Genomic DNA, 19,454 nt, shown 5'->3' with positions numbered 1-19,454 from the left:
CGCGGGCACGGCGGTGGGCGCGAGGGAGTGCGGAAAACGGGACCTGCGCGGGTTACGCGCCGTTCACGGGGTACGCCGACCTGGCGGCCGCCCGGATGACGGTGAGACTGAGGTCGGACAGCTCGTCGCGCTGCCAGCCGTGCGCGGAGAACAGACTGAGGCCGTCGCCCTCGTTGTTGTGGGCGATCGGCACCGAGCAGATGTTGACCGTCGCCGGCCGGGTCAGCCAGTCGTCCAGATCGGCGTCGGCGACATCGGCGACATGCCGATGGTGCAGCGTCAGTCCGCTGAACGACCGGGTCCACTCGGGCTCCAGCAGATGCAGTACCTGGGTCTGCCGGCTCATGGAGGCGTCCGTACGGCCCTCGTGGTAGGTCCGGATCACCGAGTGGCCGCCGTCGATGAGCCGGAAGACGGTGAGGTTTCCGGTGAGCGGACGGCCGTACAGGCAGACCTGCTGGACGAGGGTGGGCACGATGTCCGGTACGAGCGCCGAGGCGCCGTCGCCGATGAAGGCGAGGACGTTGTCGTCGCGGGTGAGCGCGATGGCGGGGACGGCCTGGAGGGCGTCGCCCATCAGCGCCCGCCCGTACCAGCCGGAGAACCCCGGTCCGGTCCTGGGCAGATTGCGCACCGCGGAGAGCCCGCCCCGGCCGACGTCGTAGACGCCGGTATAGGTGTACGACTCCTCGGTGATGAGGCGCTCCAGCGTCCGCCCCAGCCGGGCGAAGAAGTAGTTGGCGCTCATCGGCAGGACGGGGAGTTCGTGCAGGGCGTCGGAGGCGCTCTCGCGGGCCCCGGCGAGAGCCGCGGTCCGCCGGGCCAGCAGCGCCGGGTCGACGTCCAGCCGTTCGTGTACCGCCCTGAGGAAGGCCAGGGCGTCGGCGCGCACCGGGAGGTCCGTGTACGGCGCCAGGTGCTCCGGCTCCCGGGTGACCTGCGCGATCCGCACGGACCGTTTCAGCACCCGGGGCGAGAAGGGGGTGGCCGCTTCGGCGACCCGGCTCTTGAGGAAGAGCAGGGCCTGCTGGTCCCGGGGGCGCAGCCGCCCGTTGTCGTGGAGGAAGTCGTGGACCCGGGCGGAGAAGCCGTACACCCCGAGCGTGCCCAGGTACGCGGGCACCACCGCGCCGTCGCGGTAGCGGGAGACGGCGCCGGGCCGGGTGAGGGAGTCGGCCAGGGCGATCCCGGCCTTCCCGGCGATCTCGTGGACCAGCCGCGACTCCTCGTCTGCGAGGGCGCCGCACTGCCACAGGAACCGGTCGGGGCCGTGGTTGACCAGGTCGACGACCGGGGCGAGTTCGTCCTCCCGTACGACGAGGGCGGCGGTGGACGGGCGCTCCGGGGCCGCGGGCAGCGGGAAGGCGTCGGCGCCGGACCCGTCGGTCGCGGTGTCCAGTACGGCGGGGGTGGCGAGGAGGACGACGGGGCCGCGGTCCTCGTCGTAGGCGGCGAAGGCCTCGGCCAGTTGGGCGCCCAGCCGCTCGGGCGCGTCCAGATAGACATGGCGGATCCCGCGGGCCGCCAGGACCGCCCGGGAGTCCTCGGCGCCGTGGACGGTGCCCTGGAACGGGAACCAGGAACCGGCGGGGGAGTCGGCGCACACGATGAAGCCGCGGGCGCGGGCGTCCCGGAGATTGGCCAGGGTGCCGCGGAACTCGTCGACCATGCCGCTGGTGACCACGGTGAGGAAGGGCGCCCCGTCGAGCTGCCACCGGGCGAGCGCGCCGCAGGCGAGGCTGTGCTCGCTCGGGCCGCGCAGAACGGGGTTGCCCGCGGTTTCGGCGAGGGCGTCGAGATCGCGGATGACTCCCGAGACCACCGAGCCCGTGTAGTAGTGCAGGCCCCAGGTGTCGCCGGAGCGCGCGGTGAGGAAGGCGTACAGGGCGTGTGCCAGGGCGGATGGGCCGGTACGGGTCGCCCGTGCCGCGGCGCCGGCCAGACAGCGCTGGATGTGGTCGGCGAGCTGGCAGACCACATCGGCGGTGTGGGCCCAGGCGTCCTCGGGGACCCGTCGTAAGTGGTACGGGCGGGCCACCAGGAGACCGTCGTCGGCGCCCTCCTCCGCGTAGACCACGGTATGGCGGGCGGGGAGGTCGCCGCCCGGGAGACCGCTCAGCCCGGCGGCCAGTTCGTCGAGTGCCGCGCCGACGGACTCCTCGAAGGGGGCGGTGCTCAGTCCGGCGCCGCCCGCGTCCACGAGGACCAGCGGTCCCACACCGGCGTCCGCTCCGGTGTCGGTGAGGGTCCCCGCCGCGCGGGCCGCGTCGGTCGGCGTGTCGGCGGTGATCAGATGGAGCCCGGCGGTGGGCAGGGCCGCGGTGAGGAAGCGGCGCGCCTTGGCGAGGATCGCCCGGTAGGCGTCGCTCCCGCCGGGGGCCTCCGGACCGGACTCCGGTGGCGCCGCCCGGCCGCCGTGAGTGCTGTCGAGTCGCCGGTCGGAGTCGTCGGTGAGATCCACGAGCGCCTGTCGCACCGCCTGGTGGAAGGTGTCGCGTTTGCCTATGGAGAAGATGAGTAGCCGGGGTCCGGTACAGCCGGACACATCGTCGGAATGCATAGCACCCACGCTCTGAACCTCCGCACACAGTGATACGAAGCGCATATGCGACCGCTGGGAAAGTCGCATCCGTAAAGCCGTTACAGGTATTAACGGAATTGGATTAGTGATCGTCCGGAAGGATTTCCGCACAAGATTTGCCAAAATATGGGCGAGTGGTGAAGGCGGCACCGACGGGCAATCGGGAGCCGGGGCGGCGGATCTTCAGCCGCGTGGGCCCGACCGGCGAGTCTGTTTCTCGCCGACTCCAGGGCAGGAGTCTGAGCTGGGTTGGATGTGATCCATCCCGACAATCCCCCGTTCGGCCGTGGCGCGTTGTGCCCTCAAGGTGAGCCGCCTTAGAGACCTTCGTTCCCGCCCCCCGGCGAGAACTCGTTGTATTTCTACTCTAGTTGCTCGCTTCAGTCAAGTTGCGCCCCATACCCGAGCGGCTGCCCCGCCAACCGTCCAACGGGGCAACCGCTCGGTACCGGACCGGAAATCATCCGTCGCGAAGACCGGCCTTGTCGTGGAATCTCCGAAGCGGTCCAGGGGCCCACCAGTTCGCCCGGCCCATGAGTTTCATGAACGCCGGGACGAGGATGCCGCGGACGAGTGTGGCGTCCACGAGCACGGCGAGCGCGAGCCCCGCGCCCAGTAGCTTGAGCAGGCTCAGCCCGGAGGTCGCGAGCGCCGCCAGGACGGTGGCCACGATCAGCGCGGCCGCCGTGATGAGCCGTCCCGTGTGGTCCATGCCGAAGGTGACCGCCCGGGTGTTGTCACCGGTGAGGAGGTACTCCTCCCGGATTCTGGAGAGCAGGAAGACGCTGTAGTCCATGGAGAGCCCGAAGGCGATGCAGAACATCAGCAGGGGCACGGTGACCTCGAGTTGGCCGGTGTGCACGAAGTCGCCCACCAGCCACTTCATATGGCCGTCCTGGAAGACGTAGACCATCGCGCCGAACGACGCCGTGAGGCTGAGCAGGTTGAACACCAGCGCCTTCAGCGGCACGATGACGCTGCCGGAGAAGAGGAAGAGCAGCACGAACATGCTGAGGGCGATGATCGCCGCGGCCCAGGGGATCCGGTCGGCCAGCGCCGCCTTGGTGTCCACCAGGCTGGCCGCGTCGCCGCCCGCGAGCCGGTCGGCCGGCGCCTCGACGTCCCGGACGGCTTCGAGGTGCTTCTCGCCCCGGCCGGAGTTGGGGTCGACGTCGGAGACCACGGAGAGCCAGGTGCCCCGGCCGTCGCTGTAGGCCGCCGACGCCGGTCCCGGCGGTGCGATCTGCCGTCCCCCGCTCCAGGAGCCGACGGCGCTGTCCACGCGCTGGGTGTGCTCGACCCGGGAGACCTCCCGGACGTACTCCGTGAGCTTCTCCTTCTGTGCCGCGGCGTCGAGGGAGGGCATGACCACGGTCACCGGGGCGGTGGCGGCGCGGTCGAAGTCGCTGCGGACGACATCGGCGGCCACCTGGGCGCTTGCGCCCTTCGGCAGGATCCGGTCGTCCGTCATGCCGAATCTGGCGTGCCCGAACGGCAGGGCGAAGAGGATCAGGACGACGACGACCGCACCGCCGATCAGGACCGGACGGCGCATCACCCGGGTGGAGAGCCAGTGCCAGACGCCCGCGCCCTCCTTCTTGAAGCCGGGCATCCTGCGGCGCAGCGGGGCGAAGATGTCGAACCGGTCGACATGCCGTCCGATCAGCGCCAGCAGGGCGGGGAGGATCAGCAGGGACGCCATCGCCGCCAGGATGACCACGGCGATGCCCGCGTACGCCAGTGACTGGAGGAAGTAGACCGGGAAGACCATCAGCGCCGCGAGGGAGATGGCGACGGTGAGCGCGGAGAACAGCACGGTCCGGCCCGCGGTGCGCAGACTCTCCACGATGGCCTCGGTCACGTCCAGGCCCCGGGCGAGCTCCTCCCGGTAGCGGGTGACGATGAAGAGGCTGTAGTCGACGGCGAGTCCGAAGCCGAGCGCCGTGGTGACGTTCATGGCGAAGATCGACACATCGGTGACCTCGGCCATCACCCGCAGGACCGCGAGGGTGCCCACGACGGAGACGATCCCGACGACCATCGGCAGGGACGCGGCGACCAGCGAGCCGAAGGCGGCCAGCAGTATCAGGAGGGTGAGCGGCGCGGCCAGGAGTTCGGCCCGGGTCAGGTCCTCGGCGCTCTGCCGTTCGATCTGGTCGTTGATCGGGGCCAGTCCGGTGGCGGTCACCGTCAGCGGGCCCTGTTCGCCGGTGACGTCCGGCTGGAGGTCGTGGGACTTCTGGGTGAACTCGTCCTCGGTACCGCCGAGCTTGATCAGGATCAGCGCCGTACGGCCGTCCTTGGAGCGCAGCGCCGGGTCCTTGGTGCTCCAGAAGGAGTGCGCGAAGACGACCCCGGACTCCTTGCGGATCCGTTCGGTCAGCTCCGCCCCGGCCCGCGCGTTGGCCGCGTCCTCGACCGGCCCGTCCGCCTCGGCGACCAGGATCATATTGGGTGAACCGGCCTTGAACCGGTCGCTGAGCAGGTGTTCCGCGCGGGAGGACTCCGACGCCTCGGGTGTGTAGCCGCCGCTGGCGAGATGGTTTCCGGCGCCCGCGCCGAGCAGTCCCGCCGCCACGGTGAGCGCCGCGACGATCAGGAAGACGGGGACTCTGCGCCGGGCCAGCAGCCGGGCGGTCCTTGCCAGCCAGCCCTCGCGCTTTAAGGAGTCCGTACCCTTGTTCACCGGTGTTCTCCCGCCGTCCTCGTCGGGGCGGGGCTGTGCAGAAAGAGCCATGGGCTCTCCCCCAGGATCTCGGGGGCGGGCGCGGTGAGAGCCACGGCCCGCCGCATGTCGGGGACTGGCCCGGACCGTCGCCGGGCAGTACGTGATCACGGCGCGGCGGATCGTGCCGCCGCCGCACCGAGAGGGGCGTGCCCGGCACAAGAGCGCGCCGGGCACCGATGGTGGAGCGGTTGTCGGGACCAGTGGGGTCGGTGGGTCCAACGAGGCCGACCGGCCGACGGGTCACGGGTCTCACGGAAAGAAGACGGGGAAGCCGGGACGACGGGGGCGGTGGGGACGACAGGGGGGATCGGGGGAACCGCGGCGGGGGAGTCCGGTCAGTCGACGCGGATGAGATCGCGGCAGAGCGCCGCGTGCACCCAGTCGGCCCACTGCTGGGTGGTCCAGCCGCGTTCCGTCACCAGGAGGTGGTAGACCTCGGGCCCCAGTAGGCCGTAACTGATGTCCACGGCCCGGTCGAAGGTCAGCTCCGGGGGAAGCTGCTCCTTCTCGGCCAGGGCCTTCATCAGGACGGTCTGCACCTCCAGCCGCTGTTCCTTGTTGCGCTCCCACAGCGGGGCGACGTCGGGATGGGAGGCGGCGGCGGTACGGAGCACCTCCAGCAGCTCGCCCACCCGCTCGTAGATCTCGCGGGCGGCGGCGACCTGGTGGCGCAGCTGGGTGGAGGGGTCCCCGGCCGCCATCGCCTGTTTCACCCAGGGCCGTTCCAGGGTGGGGATGGGCTCGTCGTCACCGGCGACCCGGATGTCGACCAGTTCTTTGAGGATTGTCTGTTTATTGCCGAATTTGAAGTAGATGGTCTGGACGGCGACTCCGGCTTCGCGGGCGATCGACTCGATCGTGGTGCTGCCGTAGCCGTTGTCCTTGAAGAGTCGTAGTGCGGCGTCGAGCACCCGGTTCCGGGTCTCCTCCGCCTGGCGCCGTCTCGTCCCGGGCTTGGCTGTCACGACTGCACCATCCGTTCATTAGAGCTAAGATCTAGAGTAATACTACACAAGGTTGTCCTGTGGGGAGGCAGGTATGGTCGCAGAGCCTGATATACAAACGGGTGAGCGGGTCGATCGGGTGCCCAAAGGGTTGGTCGGTCTGCTCACCACGGGCATGGGGCTGGCGATGTTCGTCCTGTTCGCCCTGGGTGCCCTCGGTCCTTCGCTCCTGGCGGAACTCGATATCACGCGGTCCCAGTTGGGCACCCTGACCGCCGTCGCCTTCGGTACGGCATCGCTCCTCTCCCTCTACGCCGGGCATCTCACCGATCTGCTGGGCGGCCGGTGGACCCTGGTGGCCATGCTGGTCACCATCGCCGTGGCGTTCACCGCCCTCTCGGCGGGCGGTACCTACGGCTGGCTGCTGGTCGCGCTCGTCCTGGCCGGCCTCGCCCAGGCGTTCGCGAACCCCTCGACCAACCGGCTGATCGCCACGCATCTGCCGCCCGCCCGCAGACCCGCCGCGATAGGAGTCAAGCAGTCCGGCGTCCAGTTCGGCGCCTTCGCCGCGGGTCTGCTGATCCCCACCCTGGCCTCGGTGCTCGACTGGCGTATCGCCCTCGCCCTGGTCATCCCGGTCGCCCTCGCCGCCGCCGTCGCCGCGGCCGGACTGCCCGCGGACCGCCCGGAGGGCGTGCGCCCCGCCGGGAGCCTTCTTCCTGAGGCTCCCAACGCTGCTGCCCGCTGGCTCGTCGTCTACTCACTCGGCGTCGGTACCGGACTCGCCGCCCTCAACACCTATCTGCCGCTCTACGCCCACGAGGAACTCGGCCTCACCGCCCGTACGGCGGGCGCCCTCGTCGCCGCGCTCGGCGCCTCCGGCATCGTCGCCCGGGTGCTGTGGACCCGCTACAGCGGACGGCTCGCCGATATCTCCGTCGCCCTGGTCACCCTGGCCGCCGTCGCCGTCGGCTTCGTGGCGCTGATCCCCCTGGCCGAGTCGGCCACCGCCCTCGTCTGGGCCGGGGCCATCGGCCTCGGCGGCTCCGCCGTCGCCGCCAACGCGGTCTCGATGGTCGCCGTCGTCCGCAGTCCCGCCTTCGGCGCCACCGGACACGCCTCCGCCCTGGTCTCCATGGGTTTCTTCGGCGGCTTCGTGGTGGGCCCCCTCGCCTTCGGCCTGCTGGCCGACGGATCCGGCGGCTACACCGCGGGCTGGACCCTCGTCGGCGTCGCCTTCCTCACCTCCGTCGTCTGCGGTCTCCAGGTACGAAGGGCGGTACGCGCATGAGCGGCCGGGTACGCATCGAAGGACCCGAGACTCCCTTACGTCCCGTCGGCACCCTCTTCCGCCCGGTCGACGGCGCCTACGAGCCCACCGACCTGGCCATCGGCCCCTGGCACGCCGGACGGCTGCACGGCGGTGCCGTCGCCGCCCTCGCCGCCCATCGGGCCGCCGCCGAACTGGGCCCCGAGCGGCCCCTGGCCCGGATCTCCGTCGACTTCCTCGGCCCGGTCCCCGCGGCCCCCCTGCGCGTCGACGTCCGCCCGGTGCGCAGCGGTCGCAGCTTCGCCGCCGTCGATGTCACGATCACCGCCGACGGCACCCCCGTCGCCGCCGCCGGGATCCTCGGCGTCCGCCGCGCCGCCACCGATCTGCCCCCGGGGCTGCCGCGGGAGCCCGACGCCCCGCCCCGGGACGGCGGCTGGGCCGTCGCCGACCGCTCCGAGCGTCCTTCGTTCAACCGCGACGCCACCGAGACCGTCCTCGTCGACGACCCCGACAACCCGCTCGGCGCGACCGCCTGGGCCCGGCTCCGTACCACCGTCGCCGGGGAGCACGGCGCGCCCGAACAGGCCGCGGTCGCCCTCGCCGACCTCACCCACGGCATCGGCGCCGTCCTCCCCCCGGACCTCTACCGCTGGACCAATCTCGATCTGACGGTCCACCTGATCCGGCCGCCGGTGGGCGAGTGGGTCGCCCTGCGGGCCAGGACCAGGCCCGGGGTCGTCGGCCGGGGTGTCGCCGAGGCCGTCCTCATCGACACCGCGGGGGAGTTCGGCACCGCCGCCCAGACCCTGCTGATCACCAAGGAGTGAGCCGGTGACCATCGACGCGTACGGCATCGAGTCCGCCGCCACCGCCATGACCGGGCGGGTCCGCCGCACCGCCGGCGAGGTCGGCGAACGCTTCCCCCTCTACGCCGACCCCGCCACCGGGGTCTGGACGACCACCCGTCGCGGCTCGTGGACCGGGGGCTTCTGGGCGGGTCTGCTCTGGCTCACGGCCGCGCACTCGGGCGCCCCCGAGGACCGGGCCCGCGCCCTCGACACCACCCGGCGGCTGCGGGAACGCGCCGCCGACGACACCGACACCCGCGGAATGACCTTCTGGTACGGGGCGGCGCACGGCGCCTTGCTGTGCGGCGAACCCGAGGCCGCGGCGGTGGCCAGGGAGGGCGCGGCGGCCCTCGCCGCGTCCGGCAGGTCCGGCGGGCCGGACGGCTCCGGCGGCGACTACGTCCCGCTCGGCACGGCGCTCGGCCACGGCGAACGCGGCGCCGGCACCCTCGGCGTGGACGCGGCGGCGGCCGTGATCGCCCTGCTGGACCGGGCCGGACGCGACCACGGCGAACCCGGCTGGGAGAAGCTGGCCGAGGCCCATGCCACCGCCGTCCTGACGCACTGCGTCACCCCGGACGGCACGATCCGGGCCACGGCCCGCCCCGGCGAACCGGCCCCCGCCGACCCGGCCGGGGCTCCGCACGACGGCTGGCCACGCGGCCAGGCCTGGGGCATGGCCGCCCTCACCACCGCGGCCCGCGCCCTGCGGTCACCCGCCCCGGCCTTCCTGGACGCGGCCCTGCGCACCACCGACGTCTGGCTGGAGCGCACCGGCGGGGACGTGCCCCCGTGGAGCTTCGACGACCCCGGCGGCCCCCGGGACACCTCGGCGGGCGCCATCGCCGCCGAGACGATGCTGCGGCTGGCCGACACGCTCGAAGGACCGGCCGCCGTACGGTACCGGCGGGCCGGGGCCGAACTGGTCGCCCGGCTCGTCGACGGCCATCTCACCCGGCCCGGCGCGGACGCCGCCGCACCGCCCGCCGGGGCCCTCCTGGACGGCTGCTACGACATGGCCTCCGGGACGGCCGTCGCCCATGAACTGGTCTGGGGCGACTACTTCCTCCTCGCGGCGCTGCTGCGACTACGGCCGGACACGGACCCCGCCCCCGGCGGCTGACCCGGCGAAGCGGCGGGCTCCGGTACGGGACTTCCCGTACCGGAGCCCGCCGCCGTCAGGTCCTACGGCCCGGGAGCGGCGGCCGTCAGAACACCTCCACCACCGCGTCGGGACCGGTGGCGAACGGCTTCAGCAGCCGCTTGGCGACCGTATGGGCGTGCAGCTCGTCCGGACCGTCGTAGATCCGGGTCGCCCGCGCCCGCCGGTACATCCGGCTGATCGGGGTGTCGTCGATCAGTCCCTCGGCGCCGAACACCTGCACCGCGCGGTCGAGTACCTGGCACAGCGCCCGCGACGCCAGCACCTTCGCCGCCGCGACCTCCACATAGGCCCGCCGCCCGCTGTCCACCGCCGCGGCGGCCCGCAGCACCTGCGCCCGCGCCGACTGGATGTCGGTGTACGAGTCGAAGATGTGCTGCTGCATCAGCTGCTTCGCCGCGAGCGGCTCACCGAACGCGCTGCGGGCGTGCAGCCGGTGGCCCATCAGGTCGAAGGCGCGCATCGACTGCCCCAGCCACTGGACGGCCCGCAGCGTACGGCCCAGATCGAGCCGCTCGCCCGCGACCGGGAAGCCCTTGCCGCGCTCCCCGATCCGGTACTCGTCCGGGACCCTGACATTGTCGAAGGTCATCTCGCAGTGATCACCCGTCGTCCCCAGGACCGACAGCTCCCGCACGATGGTGAAGCCCTCGGTCCCGGTGGGCACCAGGAACATGGTGAACGCCTGGCCGTTGGGTACGCCCAGCGGCTCGGTACGGCACATCACCGTGATGAAGTCGGCGTGCGCGGCCCGGCTGAACCATTTGCGGCCCCGGATCGACCAGCCCCCCTCGCACGGCTCGGCGCGGGTCGTCATCAGCGACGGGTCGGAACCGGACCGCCCCGGCTCCGACATGCCGTAACACGGCATCACCTCACCGCCCACCAGACCCGGCAGATAGCGCTCGCGGATCCCCTCGGGGGCGTGCCGGTGCAGCATCAGCGCGTCGAGGAGGTGCTCGGAGCCCAGTACGGCGGGCCCGAACTCGGACTCGCCCTCGGCCTCGCCGATATGGACGTACTCGGTCAGGGACAGATCGCGGCCGCCCAGCTCCTCCGGATGGGCCAGCGCCCACAAGCCGTTGGCCTTGGCCTTCCCCTGGAGGTCGCGCAGCAGGGCCCGTGCCTCGGGGGTGCCGGAGGCCAGGACGGGCTCGGCCGGGAAGACCTCGGTACGGATGAACTCCCGCACCTGCCGGCGGAGCGCCGCGATCGGCTCGGGCAGGGCGAAGGGGTCCTGAGCCGGGGTGCGGGCGGTGGTGTTCTCGATGGTGTCGATGGCGTTCGTCATGGGCACGTTCATCTCGGTCTCGTCCTTAGGAACGGGCTCGGGAAGCCGGGGATTCGGGCGGCACGGCCGCCTTGAGCGCGTGCTTGTCGACCTTGCCGGCGGGGCTGATGGGCAGTTCGTCGAGGACGACGATCCGCTCGGGCAGCTTGGCCCGCTCCAGACCCCGGTCCTCGAAGAGATAGCGCCTCAGCTCGTTCAGCTCCGGCACCGGCTGGCCGGGCAGCGGCACCACCCAGACACAGACCTGCTCGCCGAGGAGTGTGTGCGGGATGCCCAGACAGACGGCGCTCTTCACCGCCGGGTGGGTGTTGACCATCGACTCGACCTCGGCGGGGCTGATGTTGAGCCCGGCCCGGATGATGATCTCCTTCTGGCGGCCGGTGATGTTCAGCCGCCCGGACTCGTCGATCCGCCCGAGGTCACCGGTGCGCACCCAACCGCCCTCGGTACGGTAGAGGGCGTCCAGTTCGGGGGCGTTGACGTAGCACAGCGGGGTCATCGGCCCGCGGGACCAGATCTCCCCGATGCCGCCGAGCGGCACCTCGGAGCCGTCGTCGGCGGTGATCCGGATCGTGGTGACATCCGGGTTGGGGCGTCCCGCGGTGTTCTGCACGGTCGCCAGATCGTCCTCGATCTGGGTGTGGCAGTTGACGCCGTCGGCCGATCCGTACAGATTGACGAAGGCACAGCCGAAGGCCCGCACGCACTCCTCGACGGTCCTGGGGTCCACCCCGGCGCCGCCGCAGACCAGTGCGGTGAGGGACGAGGTGTCCACCCGGTCCGCCGCGTCCGTCCCCAGCCGGGGATCGGCCAGCATCTCCTGGAACATCGTGGGCACGCCCATGAGGTGCGTCGGCCGGTGCTCCCCGATCAGCCGGACCGCATCGGCGGCGCTGAACCGGGGCATCAGCACCAGGCTGCCGCCGAGGACCGCGAGGGTGACGAAGGTCCCCGTGGAGCCGAAGGACGACGCGAGGGGCACCATGAACATGATCCGCGGCGGTCCCTCGCCGCGCACCAGGGAGCTGACGAACGCCCCGCGCCCGCCGGCCAGCGCGTTGTGCGAGTAGGCGACCATCTTCGGCTCGGCCTCGGATCCCGAGGAGACCAGGATCCGCGCGACGGAGTCCGGGTCCGTCGCGGGGAGGGCGGCCGGGGGCTCGGGCAGCTCGGCGAGCAGCTCGTCGACGGAGCGCATCCCAGGCAGGGGCTCGCCGACGACGAAGACCTCCCGCAGATCGGGGAGTTCCGGCCGCAGCTCGTCGATCAGGGCCCCGTAGTCGGTCTCACCGACCTGACGGGTGATCACCGCGGTGGTCGGCCGGGCCCGGCGGAGCATGGCGTAGGTGTCCTGGCGCCGCCGTCCGATGGGGTACGGCAGCCCGATCGCGCCCACGGCGGCGACGGCGAGGTCCACGGCGCAGGCCAGCCGGCCGTTGCCGAGGTTGACGGCGACCACGTCGCCGGGGCGGGTGCCCGAGTCGATCAGGGCGCTCGCCAGACCCAGGGCCGTACGCTCCAGCTCGGCGTAGGTCGTCACGCCCTGTCCGTCGAGGACGGCGGGGGCGTTCGGCCGGGCTGCGGCGTGCTCCTGGAAGAGCGCGAACAGGGACTTGCCGGGGTAGCGGCCCTCGGTGGTCCACCGTGCGCGGAGTTCGGCGGGCACCAGGTCGTGGAAGACGGTGGCGGTCATGCGTCGAACCTCCAGGGGGCGGTGACGAGGGTGCACTCCCGACGGGCGAGGGCGCGCCGGGCGACCGGGGCGTCCGGCAGCGCCGCCAGGTCGGTGGCGACGGGGGTCGCCGGGACGCCCGCCGCGGTGAGTCCGGCGACCCACTCGGCGGTCGTCCCTCCGGCGAGCAGGTCCGCCACCGCGGACCCGAGGTCCTCCTCGGTCAGGGCGGTGTCGAGGCCGAGGGCCCGGCAGAGCCTGCCGGCGGCGGTGTGGGAGCGCGCGGACAGGGCGAGCAGCCCGTCGGAGGTGGCCCAGGGGCCGTCGAGCACCGGCGCCGCGGTGTTGCCGCAGCCGGGGGCGTGCCGGTTCCTGGCCCGTTCGAGGACGTCGTACTGGAGCACGGTCGACGCGGACAGCAGGGATGTGTCGACCCGGAGACCGCGCCCGTTGCGCTCCCGCCACAGGAGCCCCGCGAGAAGACCCTCGGCGGCGACCAGTCCGCCGAGGACGTCGATCAGCGTCATCAGGGACGGCCGGGGGGTGCCGTCCACCGACATCTGCCGGGCGAGCCCCGAGTACGCCTGGGCCATGAAGTCGGTGCCCAGGGGCGGGTTGTCGCCGAGCGCGTCGCCCCATCCGGACGAGTAGCCGTAGACGAGCCGGGGGTTGACCTTCAGCAACTGGTCGGAGTCGAGTCCGAAGGCGGCGGCCTTGCCGGGCGCCCAGTTGTGGAGGAACACATCGGCGTTCCTGACCAGTTCGACTACGGCGGCCCGGCCGTCGGCGGACTTGAGATCGGCCCAGAGCACCTCCTTGCCCCGGTTGAGGGCGATGAAGCGGGCGGAGCAGTCGCCGACCATCGGCGGCATACCGCGCAGCGGATCGCCGTCGTGGGGTTCGATCCTGACCACCCGGGCGCCGAGGAGCCGTAGGACCAGGGTGGCCATCGGCGCCTGGATGCGCCGTCCGGCCTCGACCACCGTGATGCCCCGCAGGGGCTGGTCCGGGGTGGGCGGTACGGCGGCGGGCGCGTCCGGCGCCGGGTCGTCGGACGGGGTGAGCCTCCAGGGCCCCGGCACCCTGCCGTCCACCAGCGCGTCGCGGTCGGCCCGGCGCTCGTCGACGGTCCGGATCCGGCAGACGCTCATCCCGGTCCGCGCCGCGATGTCGTCGAGGTCGGCGAAGTCGCGTTCCGCGACGGCGGCGGCGAGGGAGGCGGGCAGCGGGGAGACGGCCTTGGGGTAGCGCATCACGAACGGCTGGTAGCCGCGGCGCACATCCTGCTCGGCGACGCCGAGTTCGGCCCAGAACGCCTGCCAGGGCCGCTGGTCGAGGGCCTCGATCTCGAACCAGACCCCGTCGCGGCTGCGGAACGGCGGACCGTTCTCCGGGGTGTCCTTCGGCACGATCTCGTCGTCCTCCGCGCTGGCGGCGGCCAGGTACTGGGAGATCGCGAGCAGACCCGCGTGGGTGACGGTGGTGCCGACCCGGGACACGGCGGTGCCCCGTTCCCGGGCGATCAGGGCGGCCAGGACGCCCTGGACCGCGACGACGCCCGAGCAGGCCGACGCGTAGTCCACGGGTATCCGGGTGGGTATCCCCGTCCGCCGTCCGTGGACGGACATCAGGCCCGCGGCGGCCTGGACGGCGGTCTCGTCGGTGATGGAGGCGGTGTCGGGGCCGGGCTCCGACCAGTCGATACGACAGTCGAGCACGGGGCCCGATGCGCCGAGCGCCGTGAGCCGTACGGCCTGATCGGGTCTGCCGCTGTCGTCGCGGGTCAGGACCGCGCCGAGCGAGGACAGATGCCGCAGGAGCACATCGCTCGCGGGGAGCCGCTCCGGGTAGGCGACGGTGAAGCCGGCGAGTGGCGCGGCCGCGTGGGCCAGAGGGTTCCCGCCTTGTGGTGCGGCGACTCCTGAAGGGGCGGTGGCAGCCATGTGCATGCTGATCTCCTTCATGCTGGATAGGACCGGTGACAGCACGGGGGCGTGGGGAGATGGACGGGGTCCCGGCGGTGGGCGCGGGGGTGCCCGTGAGCGGCGGCGGACCGTTCCCGGCGTCATCGGCGGATCCGCCGTGGCGGGGGAGGCGGGAAACGGAGGTGGCGTTACCGGCCGGTTCGGCCGGAACGGGGGGCGTCAGCGCCGCAGGGCGCCGACCGCCGAGGGAGCCCTGCGGACCAGGACATGGGGGGCGGCCGGGGGAGCGGGCCGGGCGTCGGCCAGTTCCAGGGCGCCGTCCGCCCGCAGCCGGGCGAGCCGGCCGGAGGCCAGCAGGGGATCGGGATAGCCGGGCTGGCTGCCACCGGGCGGCAGCGTCGCGCAGGACAGGGCGCTGCCCTCGGCGCGGAGTTCGCCGACGAGCCCCGGCGGCAGGGCCCGGCCGGCCTCGTCCAGGATCCGTACGCGGACGTTGGGCGCCGGCCGGCCGATCGGGGTGAACGCCGCGGCGGGGTCCCCGGCCGCGGCCGCCGGTGCCGTACCGGTGAGCAGTTCGCGTACGGTCCACGGCAGTGGTGCGCCGTCCCCGCTGAACTCGGCGAAGAGCCTGGCCCCCGGCAGTTTCGCGGCATGCCGCGCCGCCGTGCGGTCGCCCGTCGGCTCCCCGGTCAGCACCACGGCGCGGGCGCCGGGCGCGGCCGGGCGGTCCACGGCCGCCAGGACCCGTGCGTACTGCTCGGCGGTGAGCAGGGCGTCGGGCCGGAGGCTGCCGGTGAGATGCCGGGCGACGGAGCGGTGGACGTCCGCCGCCGACGGATCGTGCCAGCGGAGCAGTCCTCCGCAGGCGAAGGCCCACCACATGGCGGAGACGAAGGCCGGGTCCCAGGGGCGGGCGCAGACCGCGATCTCCCCGGAGGCGCGGCCGATCCGCCGGATCCTGGACAGGGTGGCGGACCCCCAGGCGTCATGGGCGGAGAGCCGGCCGCCCGGCCGGCCCCGGTCCGGGGTGTCGACGAGGCAGTACGCGACGTCGGTGAAGCCCGAGCGGGGCAGGGAGGGCTCGGGGGTTGTCCCCTCCGGGCCCCGCTCGGGGGTCTGATGGGCCTGCCGCGCGGAGAGCGTGCGGCAGTACGGTTCCCAGGGCGCGACACCGGGGCCGTCCCCGAGGACGTAACGGGCCCCGCTCAACGCGGTCAGCTCCCGGGCCCGCAGCCGGGTGACCCGGCCGACGGGCAGACAGACGGCGCCCGCCTTGAGGACGGCGAGCTGTTCGACGACCGCGCGGAAGGGGCGGTCGCTCACGACCACGACGGGTTCGCCGAGCTGGACGCCCGAGTGGACGAGCAGCCCGGCCAGCCGGGACGCCTGCGCCTCCACCTGCGCGTAGGTGAGCCGGTGGTCCCCGGCGGCGACGGCGGTCGCCGCGGGTAAGGCGCGGGCTATCCGGCTGAAGGTGGCGTCGAGTGTGGTGGCCGGGATCGGGGCGAGGTTCTCGTCCCAGCGGGCCAGGTCCCTGGCGTCGTCCGGGGAGACCAGCGGGACGTCGCGGACCGTCGCCGACGCGGTGTACGGATGGTGCCAGGCGTGGCGGAGCCGGTCCGCCTGACGGGCCGAAGCGGTGACGGGAACGGCGAGGGTCCCGTCCGCGCGGCGAAGGACCTCCAGCCGGACCAGCTCGGGCAGGCCCGAGCCGCCGGTGGCGGTGGTGACGACGACCGAGCCGGCGTCGCCCACGAGTTCCCCGGTGAGCCGGGCGGCCTCGGCGATGCCGATGGTGCGGGGCAGGACGAGCCGCCCCCGGTCGACCCCGTCCGCGCGCAGCCGGACCGCGCCGTCGACGGCCTGGCGCCCGAGCACGGTGAGGGCGATGGCGTGGATCACATGCTGAATCGGTCGGCCCCACTGGGCGGACAACGTATCGAGCCTTGCTCCGCAGTCACCGGAGAGTTCCGGACAGTGACCGGGTGTGCTGCTGTCTCCTTGCATCTGGCGTTCCCCCTACTGCCATCCAAAGGTGGCCATATGAATACTCTAGCGTCCAACTCCAGTCAAGGTCGATCATTTTCCGCCGATGCTGATCAGCCGTGGTAGTCAAGCTCAGCTTGACTAGAGTGGAGCTTTAGAGGAAAGCTTTAGTTAATTTTAGTCAGCCGTGCGGAGGAGAGACATGAGCGGTGTTCTCCAGGGGAAAAGGGCGGCTTTGCTGCTCCTCACCTCGGTGGAGCTCGTGGTGTTCTTGGATGTGTCGATCGTCAACGTGGCGCTGCCCGCCATCGGGGCGTCGCTCGGCCTGACGGTCGTCGGGCTCGCCTGGGTCGGGACGGCCTACCAGGTGACGTTCGGAGGGTTCCAGCTGGGCGCCGGACGGGCCACCGACATCCTCGGGCGCCGAAGGATGTTCCAGGTCGGTCTGGCCGTCTTCACCTTCGCCTCCCTCCTCGCGGGGCTGGCGGCCTGGGACTGGATGCTGATCGCCGCCCGCGCGCTCCAGGGCGTGGGCGCCGCCATCCTGATCCCCGCCGAACTCTCGCTGCTCACCGTGATCTTCACCGACCCCGCCGCGCACCGGCGGGCCTTCGGCTGGTGGAGCGCGATGGGCGCGGTCGGCGCCGCGGGCGGTGTGGTGCTGGGCGGTCTGATCGTCGAAGTGCTGAGCTGGCCGTGGATCTTCCTGATCAACGTCCCCATCGGAGTGGCTGGGCTGTTCCTCAGCGGACGGCTGCTGCCTCCGGACGACGTGACGTCCCTGATCCGGGTCCGCGACCGGCTCGACCTGCCCGGTATCGCCACCGGTACGTCGGCGCTGCTCCTGCTCGTCTATGTGGTCACCGTGGCGGCCGAGGGCGACCTGGACGGCTTCACGGTCCTGCTCGGCGTGGCCGGGGCCGCGCTCGGCGTCGCGTTCGTGGTCGTGGAACGCCGCTCGGACGATCCGCTGCTGCCCTTCCGGCTCTTCCGGAACCCCGATATCAGCGGCTCCACCCTCGCCAGTGTCATCGTGGGCGCGGCGCATGTGCCGGCTTTCGTCTTCCTGGCGCTCTACTTCCAGGAGGTGCGCGACTACACACCGCTGGAGAGCGGACTGGCCGTCCTGCCCATCGCCGTGGTGAACCTGATCGTCTCCCGGACGGCGATCCCCCCGGCGCTGGCGGCCTGGGGGCCGCGGGCCGTCCTCACCCTCGGGATGGCCTTCCTCGCGCTCGGGCTGCTGCTGATGAGCAGGATGCCGGTCGGCGCCGACTTCCTGACCGACTATCTGCCCGCCGCGGTCGTCTTCGCCGTCGGACTCCCCGCGGTGTTCGTCGGATCGACGATCCCCGCGGTCAAGGCCGTCGAGGTGCACGAGACCGGGGTGATCTCCGCCGTCGTCAACACCGCCCAGCGCATCGGCGCGGGACTGGGCATCGCCGTGCTGGCGGCGCTCGCGGAGGCCCGTACCGACTCCGTGGACGGACCGTCGGACGCCTTCGCGGTGAACGAGGGCTTCCGCCTCGGGTTCCTGGGCGCCGGACTGCTGGCCGTCGTCGGTGTGCTGATCGGTATCTGGCTGATCCGCCGCGGCCGGGCCCTGGACGCGGCGGAGGGCAGCGGCCAGCCCGAGGGCGACGAGTCCATGAAGCCCGCGGACGGCGTACGGCTCCGGGCCCGAGCGGACGGCGTACGGCTCCCGCCCGGTCCGGTAGTACGGCTCCGGGCCCGGCCACCGGACCCGCGCGGTCCGCCGGAGATCCGTCAGGCGCCCCCGGGGGGAGTCCGGCGGGTGCGCCACTCGCGGGCGATCTCGCCGAGGTCGAACGGCTTGAGCCCCAGGGGAGGTCCCGGCGGCGGGCGCAGCATCATCTGCCGGATCCGCGGATTGATCTTCTCGACCAGACGGCACGCCGCCGCCTCGGTCGGGGCGGCCCAGGCGGCGTCGAGCACGTCCTCGACCTCCTTGCGCAGGGCCAGGGTCGGCGGCAGCGACGCGAAGCCCTCGCGCTCCAGCTTCCGCTTGATCCACCAGTTCTCGTCGTAGGGCGCCTCGACGGCCGAGGGCAGCGGCTCGCCCGCGCCCGGCAGCGACGCGAACTCACCGCGCCGCTCCGCGTCGCGGATCTGCCGGTCCACCCAGGACTCGAAGTTCATGCCCGGCGGCTTGCGTTCCGTCATGCGTCCAGTGTCCCACCGGGCGCCGGAATCGTCCCCGGAGCCCCGGTCGCGCGGCCACCGCCGCCCCGTACCGGGCCGCCGGGCCGCGTGGCACGATGCCGTGGTCCGTACGCGAGGGGCGTACGGGGCGGGAGAGGAGCAACGGGTGGGCGACAGGATCGAATCCGGGAAGAGCGAGGCCGGGACCGGTGCGGGGGGCCGTGCCCGGGACCGGGTGTTCGCGCTCGGCACCCCGCAGCTGGCGGCGGCCGTCTTCACCGCCGTCGTCGCCGGGTACATGGCCCTGGTGGCGTTCGGGAACATCACCGACTTCGGGACGAACCGGGAGTTCGTCCGGCATGTACTCGCCATGGACACCACGTTCCGGGACGAGGACGTCATGTGGCGGGCGATCGAGTCCCGTACGGTCGCCGATATCGCCTATGTCGCCATCATCGGCTGGGAGACCCTGACCGCCGCCGTCCTGCTGCTCGCGACGGGGTACTGGGTGAAGGGGATCCGCCGGGACGGCGGCGCCCGGCGCCGGGCGCGCCGGGCGAGCACCCTGGGCCTGGTGATGGTGGTGCTGCTGTTCGGCCTCGGCTTCGTCGTCATCGGCGGGGAGTGGTTCCAGATGTGGCAGTCGTCGGACTGGAACGGTCTGGAGCCCGCGGGCCGCAATGTGATGATCGCCGCCTTCGGCCTGGTGCTGGTCCATCTGTCCGGCGGCCGGGACCGCGACAGCGACCGGGACCGCGACCGGGACGACGGGGCGCGACAGGACGCCGTCTGATCCCGTACGAGGGGGTCCGGCCCGGCCCCCGAGGGCGCGGGCGCGGTGGAGAAAAGGAACGGGGCCGGGCGTCGATCATGCGTACGAT

Annotated in this window: 12 protein-coding genes and 1 pseudogene; 5 read left to right on the top strand and 8 right to left on the bottom strand. The window is 72.6% G+C overall.

What is annotated here, in order from left to right; translation table 11 throughout:
- Positions 1–52: 52 nt before the first annotated feature.
- The 3 genes from ACFXG1_RS01475 to ACFXG1_RS01465 form a co-directional block, all read right to left on the bottom strand.
- Positions 53–2,560, bottom strand: coding sequence for a hypothetical protein (locus tag ACFXG1_RS01475; RefSeq protein ID WP_384714988.1), 2,508 nt, complete (start codon positions 2,558–2,560; stop codon positions 53–55).
- A gap of 481 nt (positions 2,561–3,041) precedes the next feature.
- A complete protein-coding gene (locus ACFXG1_RS01470; protein ID WP_384714991.1) occupies positions 3,042–5,318 on the bottom strand; it encodes an MMPL family transporter in 2,277 nt (758 codons plus the stop codon).
- Between the two features lie 326 nt (positions 5,319–5,644).
- Positions 5,645–6,274 carry a TetR/AcrR family transcriptional regulator gene (locus tag ACFXG1_RS01465; protein ID WP_384722384.1) on the bottom strand — a complete coding sequence of 210 codons (630 nt, stop codon included), beginning with the start codon at positions 6,272–6,274 and terminating at the stop codon, positions 5,645–5,647.
- 73 nt (positions 6,275–6,347) lie between these two features.
- On the opposite strand from ACFXG1_RS01465, the gene ACFXG1_RS01460 reads away from it, so the two are divergent.
- The 3 genes from ACFXG1_RS01460 to ACFXG1_RS01450 are packed head-to-tail and all read left to right on the top strand — an operon-like array spanning position 6,348 to position 9,497.
- Positions 6,348–7,544, top strand: coding sequence for an MFS transporter (locus tag ACFXG1_RS01460; protein WP_384740175.1), 1,197 nt, complete (start codon positions 6,348–6,350; stop codon positions 7,542–7,544).
- Complete coding sequence (locus ACFXG1_RS01455) at positions 7,541–8,353, top strand: thioesterase family protein (RefSeq protein ID WP_384740172.1); 813 nt, start codon at positions 7,541–7,543, stop codon at positions 8,351–8,353. The genes ACFXG1_RS01460 and ACFXG1_RS01455 overlap by 4 nt, the downstream gene beginning before the upstream one ends.
- A 4-nt stretch (positions 8,354–8,357) precedes the next feature.
- Entirely contained in the window at positions 8,358–9,497 is a 1,140-nt protein-coding gene (locus ACFXG1_RS01450) for a sugar ABC transporter permease (RefSeq protein ID WP_384724111.1), read from the top strand.
- 85 nt (positions 9,498–9,582) lie between these two features.
- Here the strand turns inward: ACFXG1_RS01450 and ACFXG1_RS01445 are convergent, their stop codons facing one another.
- The 4 genes from ACFXG1_RS01445 to ACFXG1_RS01430 form a co-directional block, all read right to left on the bottom strand.
- A complete protein-coding gene (locus ACFXG1_RS01445; RefSeq protein ID WP_384740167.1) occupies positions 9,583–10,839 on the bottom strand; it encodes an acyl-CoA dehydrogenase family protein in 1,257 nt (418 codons plus the stop codon).
- A gap of 13 nt (positions 10,840–10,852) precedes the next feature.
- Entirely contained in the window at positions 10,853–12,520 is a 1,668-nt protein-coding gene (locus ACFXG1_RS01440; RefSeq protein WP_384718828.1) for a class I adenylate-forming enzyme family protein, read from the bottom strand.
- On the bottom strand, positions 12,517–14,442 hold the full coding sequence (locus tag ACFXG1_RS01435; protein WP_384740164.1) for a CoA transferase: 1,926 nt from the start codon (positions 14,440–14,442) through the stop codon (positions 12,517–12,519). Before ACFXG1_RS01435 ends, ACFXG1_RS01440 begins: the two co-directional genes overlap by 4 nt.
- Before the next feature lie 201 nt (positions 14,443–14,643).
- Entirely contained in the window at positions 14,644–16,326 is a 1,683-nt protein-coding gene (locus tag ACFXG1_RS01430) for an AMP-binding protein (RefSeq protein ID WP_384740161.1), read from the bottom strand.
- Positions 16,327–16,612: 286 nt separating this feature from the next.
- Here ACFXG1_RS01430 and ACFXG1_RS01425 point away from each other — a divergent pair.
- Positions 16,613–17,836, top strand: a pseudogene (locus tag ACFXG1_RS01425) (MFS transporter); the annotation flags it as partial.
- A gap of 341 nt (positions 17,837–18,177) precedes the next feature.
- Here the strand turns inward: ACFXG1_RS01425 and ACFXG1_RS01420 are convergent.
- Complete coding sequence (locus ACFXG1_RS01420; protein ID WP_384740158.1) at positions 18,178–18,594, bottom strand: DUF1992 domain-containing protein; 417 nt, start codon at positions 18,592–18,594, stop codon at positions 18,178–18,180.
- A 214-nt stretch (positions 18,595–18,808) separates the two neighbouring features.
- Between ACFXG1_RS01420 and ACFXG1_RS01415 the strand changes: the two genes are divergently transcribed.
- Positions 18,809–19,366 carry a DUF2165 domain-containing protein gene (locus ACFXG1_RS01415; RefSeq protein ID WP_384719977.1) on the top strand — a complete coding sequence of 186 codons (558 nt, stop codon included), beginning with the start codon at positions 18,809–18,811 and terminating at the stop codon, positions 19,364–19,366.
- Positions 19,367–19,454 lie beyond the last annotated feature (88 nt).

Source organism: Streptomyces sp. NPDC059248, assembly GCF_042753905.1.
Lineage (GTDB): Bacteria > Actinomycetota > Actinomycetes > Streptomycetales > Streptomycetaceae > Streptomyces.
Note: the sequence above shows the minus strand (reverse complement) of the source record. Positions and strands in the feature narration are given on the sequence as shown.